The organism is Clostridia bacterium, assembly GCA_028698525.1.
Taxonomy (GTDB): Bacteria; Bacillota; Clostridia; order JAQVDB01; family JAQVDB01; genus JAQVDB01.
Genome location: JAQVDB010000094.1, coordinates 1 through 5,301, shown reverse-complemented (window position 1 = coordinate 5,301; position 5,301 = coordinate 1). Strand labels below are relative to the sequence as shown.

Genomic DNA, 5,301 nt, shown 5'->3' with positions numbered 1-5,301 from the left:
ATACTGAAAAGTATAGTGTTCGGCATTCTATCATGGAGGAAATAGCCAGACAGGAGGTAGGGGCAGATGCTTGTACTGTCGAGAAAAAAAGATCAGTCCATAGTAATAGGTGATAATATAGAAATTACAATAATTGATATACAGGGTGATCAGGTGCGCATTGGAATCAATGCACCTAAAAATGTGGCTATACACAGAAAGGAAGTGTATCTGGAAATTCAGGAAGAAAATAAAAAGGCAGCAGGAAGCAAAACTGTAACCTCAGTGGCACTTAGTGAATTTTTCAAGAAAAACAAGTAGCAAGCCTTTGTGAAGATAATATTTAAACTCGAAATAGTTTATTTAATAATTCGACTCAAAACCAAGATGTCAAACTAGGATGTCATAAAAATTTTAGCAAAAATTTTCATGTTAAGTATAAAGTTATCCGTTATCTGTTCGATATATAGAGTAAGGTGCTATTAACAAAGTGCATTTTCAAAGCGGCCGTATGAAAAGCACTTTGTTAATATAAGCATTAAGCATATTAGACAAAAAAATTTAATAAAATGCGCCGGGCAAGGATGCCTGGCATGAAAACAGGGAGGTTATTATATGAGAATTAATAACAATATCATGGCGATGAATACATATCGTCAGTTGGGAATCACTAACTCTTCCGGTTCTAAGTCAATGGAGAAATTATCATCAGGATTAAGAATCAACAGAGCTGGAGATGATGCAGCAGGTTTAGCAATTTCTGAAAAAATGAGAGGGCAAATTAGAGGTTTGAATATGGCTTCAAGAAATGCTCAAGATGGTATTTCTTTAATTCAAACAGCTGAAGGTGCTCTGAATGAAACGCACGCTATCCTTCAAAGAATGAGAGAATTAGCTGTTCAATCATCAAACGATACAAACAAAGATTTAGACAGACAATATATTCAAGATGAAGTAGACCAACTTTCAAAAGAAATCACAAGAATTGCAGATAACACACAATTTAATGAAAAGTATTTAATGAGTGCCACCAATGGAACATTTACAGGTAAATTCCAGATAGGTGCTAATGAAGATCAAGAGCTAGCAGTTACAATTGGTGCTATGGATGCAGCAACATTAGGAGTTACTGGAAATACGGTTACTCCTGCGGCAGCTACTGAAGTTGCATTTGTTGCCGGAAATGGAGATGAGTTTACTACTGATGATGTAGATGCTTCAAATTATAAGCAAGTGGATGATTTGGAGATTAAAGTTAAAGTTACTGATGCTGCAGCTGGTAAAGCTGATATAACAATAACAAAAAACGGAAAAACATATACTGCTTCAGCTGTACTAAATGATAAGGGTGATGACAAAGCAGGTTCAAAATGGGTACTATCTTCTACTGTTAGTGGCTTAGAAGATGTATTTAAAGCTGGAGAAAGCATAGAAGTTGCGATTTCTGCTGATGTAGCAGATAACGATGAGGTTAATATCAAAATATCTGGACAAACACCAGATACTGATGGTATTGATGTTTCAACACAAACAGCTGCAAAATCGGCAATTACTGCTATAGATGCAGCTATCAAAACAGTATCTGATGAAAGATCAAAGCTTGGAGCTTTCTCTAACAGATTAGAGCACACAATTAAGAACTTAGATACATCCTCTGAGAATCTACAAGCTTCTGAGTCAAGAATTAGAGACGTAGACATGGCGAAAGAAATGATGGAGTTCACAAAACAGAATATCCTTCAGCAAGCAGCAACTGCGATGTTAGCTCAAGCTAATCAGGCTCCTCAGAGTGTACTTCAACTATTAAGATAAATAAATCACTGAAAATAAGTATACTAGCAAACAAAGGTCAGGAGAATTTTCTCCTGACCATATTTTGTAATGTAATAAATAACCACTATACTAGTTGGAAGATTATTGTGGTAGGAAATAGTTAATATAAAAAGTTGAGAGTAAGTGGAAGTTTAAGGTTTCTTGTTTTTTAAAATCGTACAAAGCGAGATGATTACCAATGAAAATAAACAGTGTAGCAAACATAAATTCTTATCCTACAAGGATATCAGAGGCTAAGAAAGCTCTAAAGAATCAAGAGATAAAAGATGAATATATTCCATCCCAGTCTCCGAAGATAGACAAACAAGTAACATATCAAAAACCATCTCCAAAGATAGATAATGCTACTATTCAAAGACTAAAAGAAGAAAGCGAAAAAACCTACAGTCAGTTACGAGAGTTGGTCAGACAGCTTTTAGAAAAGCAGGGGTTATCCTTTAAAGATATAAAAATCCAGGATATAAAAATAGATGAAGAAACTCGTATAAAAGCTCAGGAGATGATAGGCGAAGGAGGACCATTAAGTCCTGAAATGGTCAGCGATAGAATAGTAGAATTTGCTAAGGCTATATCAGGAGAAGATAAAGAGAAAATTGATATGTTAAGAGCTGCCATAGAAAAGGGTTTTAGAGAAGCAACTGAGGTTTTAGGCGGAGAACTGCCGGAAATTTGTCAAAAAACATGTGAGCTAGTCAATAAGAAACTTGATGCATGGTTGGGAGAGTAAAATAAGGAGATGGTCTTGTGGACATAGCAGCATTATCGATTGGACTTAGTCAGATGAAAGTAGCTCAACAAGCCAGTATTTCAGTAATGAAAATGGCAATGAATACGGGACAAACACAAATGAATGACTTATTAAAAATGATGCAGGTTAATGCAAAAGTAATGGAGCAATCAGTAAATCCACATGTAGGGAGTTATATTGATATAAAATTATAGACTATAATATAAGTATATAAATTAATTAGGCACATAAAATCAATGTATAATTATGATAGCTTATGCAAGTAACTACAACTATACTTACACTTGCTAATCAGACGCCTCAGTCAGTGCGACAGTTGCTAAGATAATTGGAGCTTTAAGGAATAAATGGAGCAATAAATGCACAAGGTCAGGGGAATTTCTTCTGACCATATTTTGTCGGCTAATGAGATAGACACTTTAACTATCTTGCTACGGAGTAAGGGTGTAGGCAGAGGACGAATTTCTAACATCAAATATTATTTAAAATAATTCAAAGAATCTACTTGCTATATGCGAACGTATGTGCTATATTATAATTAAAAAACACTTATAATAGCACTAAAACAAGGTGATATAATGAGCACAATTGATAATATCATAAAAGTGTTAGGATATGATCAATCAGAATTTTTGTTTTATAGAAACGACTTTTTATCAAAAAGAGAAAATAATAATTTATCATTACATGCGTATAGAGTTATCAGGGAACTGAACCCATATGCAGTTTATTGTGTTGAAAACAAACCATTTGTACTCTTTTTTGAATATGAATATAATAGCAGAGAATATTTAAAAACTTTGTTTAAAAAAATATGGAATGCTCAAATACCTGTTGTAATTATAAGTTTCGAAGGTCATATTGAAATTTATAACGGATGCTCGCTAAATACAGAAGATCATGAATTACTTCATGTTGAAAGCGTAAGTAATGAGTTTCTTAGTGATACGAGCATATTTTCATTTTGGAATATTTCAAGCCCTAGATTCTGGCATATTTATGCTAAGAAATTTTCAACACCAACGCTTGATACTGTAATGCTAAATAATATTAAATACATAACTAATGTTTTAAAAAGAAGTCCTTGTGCCCCTTTTGCTGTTCAAATTATTCTGAGATTAATATTTATAAGATTCTTGATAGATAGAGGTGTTGATTTAAATTACAAAAAATTTAATAGTGATATAGCTAAATCTAGAGATTACCTATTGGAAGTTATGGAGTCAAAAGATGAACTTTATAGTTTGTTTTCACATTTAAAAAGAAAATTTAATGGTAATCTATTCGAGTTATACAAAGACATCAAAAGTGGCAAAAGTGAGTGCGATATACTGGATAGTTCATCTTTAGCGGTTTTACGTGATTTTATGTCTGGTGAACTTGTACTAGATACAGGGCAATATTCTTTATTCCCATTATACGATTTCAATATTATACATATAGAATTGATAAGTGCTATTTACGAACGCTTTTTAGGAGAAGTTAAACAAAAAGAAGATAAAGCTTTTTATACTCCACCTTACCTTGTAGATTATGTTTTAGACCAGACAATTAAGCCGCATTTGAAAAATAATTTGACCTGTACGGTACTTGATCCTGCATGCGGCTCAGGAATATTCCTTGTACAAACAGCACGAAATCTTATTGAGAATAGTTTATATGAAGAAGAGAATATAATTTATGATGATTTATTGGTTAATATTGTAACTAATAATATTTTTGGCATTGATAAAAACTCGGAAGCGATTGATGTTGCTATATTTTCTATTTATTTAACTATACTGGATTACAAAGATCCTAAAACATTAAAAGATTTTAAACTACCTATGCTTAAAGGTAAAAACTTTTTCGTATGTGATTTTTTCTCTGAAGAGGTTGATTATCTTTTAAGGGATAAGCATTTTGATTTTATAATAGGGAATCCGCCATGGGGTAGAGTAGATGATGGTCTACATATTGAGTACTGCAAAAAGAATAATTTACCTTTGCAAAATAATGAAATTTCAAGGAGTTTTATTGGAAGAACGAAAGATTTTTCACAACAAAATACAACATGTTGTTTAATAGTTACCTCTAAGTTGTTTTATAATATGAAATCAAAGGCAGTTGAGTTTAGAGAATGGCTTTTAACAAAAGCTCAAATAATCAAATATATTGAATTAGCGGCTGTAAGAGAGTTGATATTTGTTAATTCAATAGGTCCTGCAGCGATAGTGTTTTATAAATTTAATTCTAATGAGGAAGAAAACAAAAATAATGAAATTTGTCATTTGGTTTTAAAACCAAACATATTTTTCAAACTTTTTAGCGTTATAGTTATAGAAAAGAACGATTATAAGTATATAAAGCAAGCACTTTTGCTAGAAAATGATTGGGCATGGAAAACTATTGTTTTCGGGACTACTCAGGATTTTTTTACAATAAAAAGCTTAAAGAGCAAATATCCATCAATCAAAGATATTATTGATGACAATAGATTTATCTATCAGACAGGTATACAAACATCTGATGGCGATATGGATGCAGAACATCTAATAGGAAGGCCTTTGATTGATTCAAAAAAGGGCATTTCTGCTTTTAAAGTTGATACAAGTTTTTGTACTATTTTTAACAAGAAAAAAATACATAGAATTCGTGATAAGAGGCTGTTTAAACCACCATATGTATTAATAAAAAAAGGTTTTGATACAAAGACATACAAACTAAGAGCTGTCTATTCGGAAGAAGAATTTTTGTATAGA

At 32.3% G+C, this 5,301-nt stretch carries 5 protein-coding genes; all 5 read left to right on the top strand.

Features of this window, described 5'->3' with window-relative positions:
- The first annotated feature begins 66 nt into the window (after positions 1 to 66).
- Positions 67 to 300 carry a carbon storage regulator CsrA gene (gene csrA / locus PHP06_10375; protein ID MDD3840946.1) on the top strand — a complete coding sequence of 78 codons (234 nt, stop codon included), beginning with the start codon at positions 67 to 69 and terminating at the stop codon, positions 298 to 300.
- Positions 301 to 594: 294 nt separating this feature from the next.
- A complete protein-coding gene (locus PHP06_10370; GenBank protein MDD3840945.1) occupies positions 595 to 1,791 on the top strand; it encodes a flagellin in 1,197 nt (398 codons plus the stop codon).
- Positions 1,792 to 1,990: 199 nt separating this feature from the next.
- Positions 1,991 to 2,539: a hypothetical protein gene (locus PHP06_10365; protein MDD3840944.1), complete on the top strand. Its 549-nt coding sequence runs from the start codon at positions 1,991 to 1,993 to the stop codon at positions 2,537 to 2,539.
- A 17-nt stretch (positions 2,540 to 2,556) separates the two neighbouring features.
- On the top strand, positions 2,557 to 2,754 hold the full coding sequence (locus tag PHP06_10360; GenBank protein MDD3840943.1) for a YjfB family protein: 198 nt from the start codon (positions 2,557 to 2,559) through the stop codon (positions 2,752 to 2,754).
- Positions 2,755 to 3,138: 384 nt separating this feature from the next.
- Positions 3,139 to 5,301, top strand: a 2,163-nt coding sequence (locus PHP06_10355) for an N-6 DNA methylase (GenBank protein ID MDD3840942.1), incomplete at its 3' end; no start/stop codon positions are given.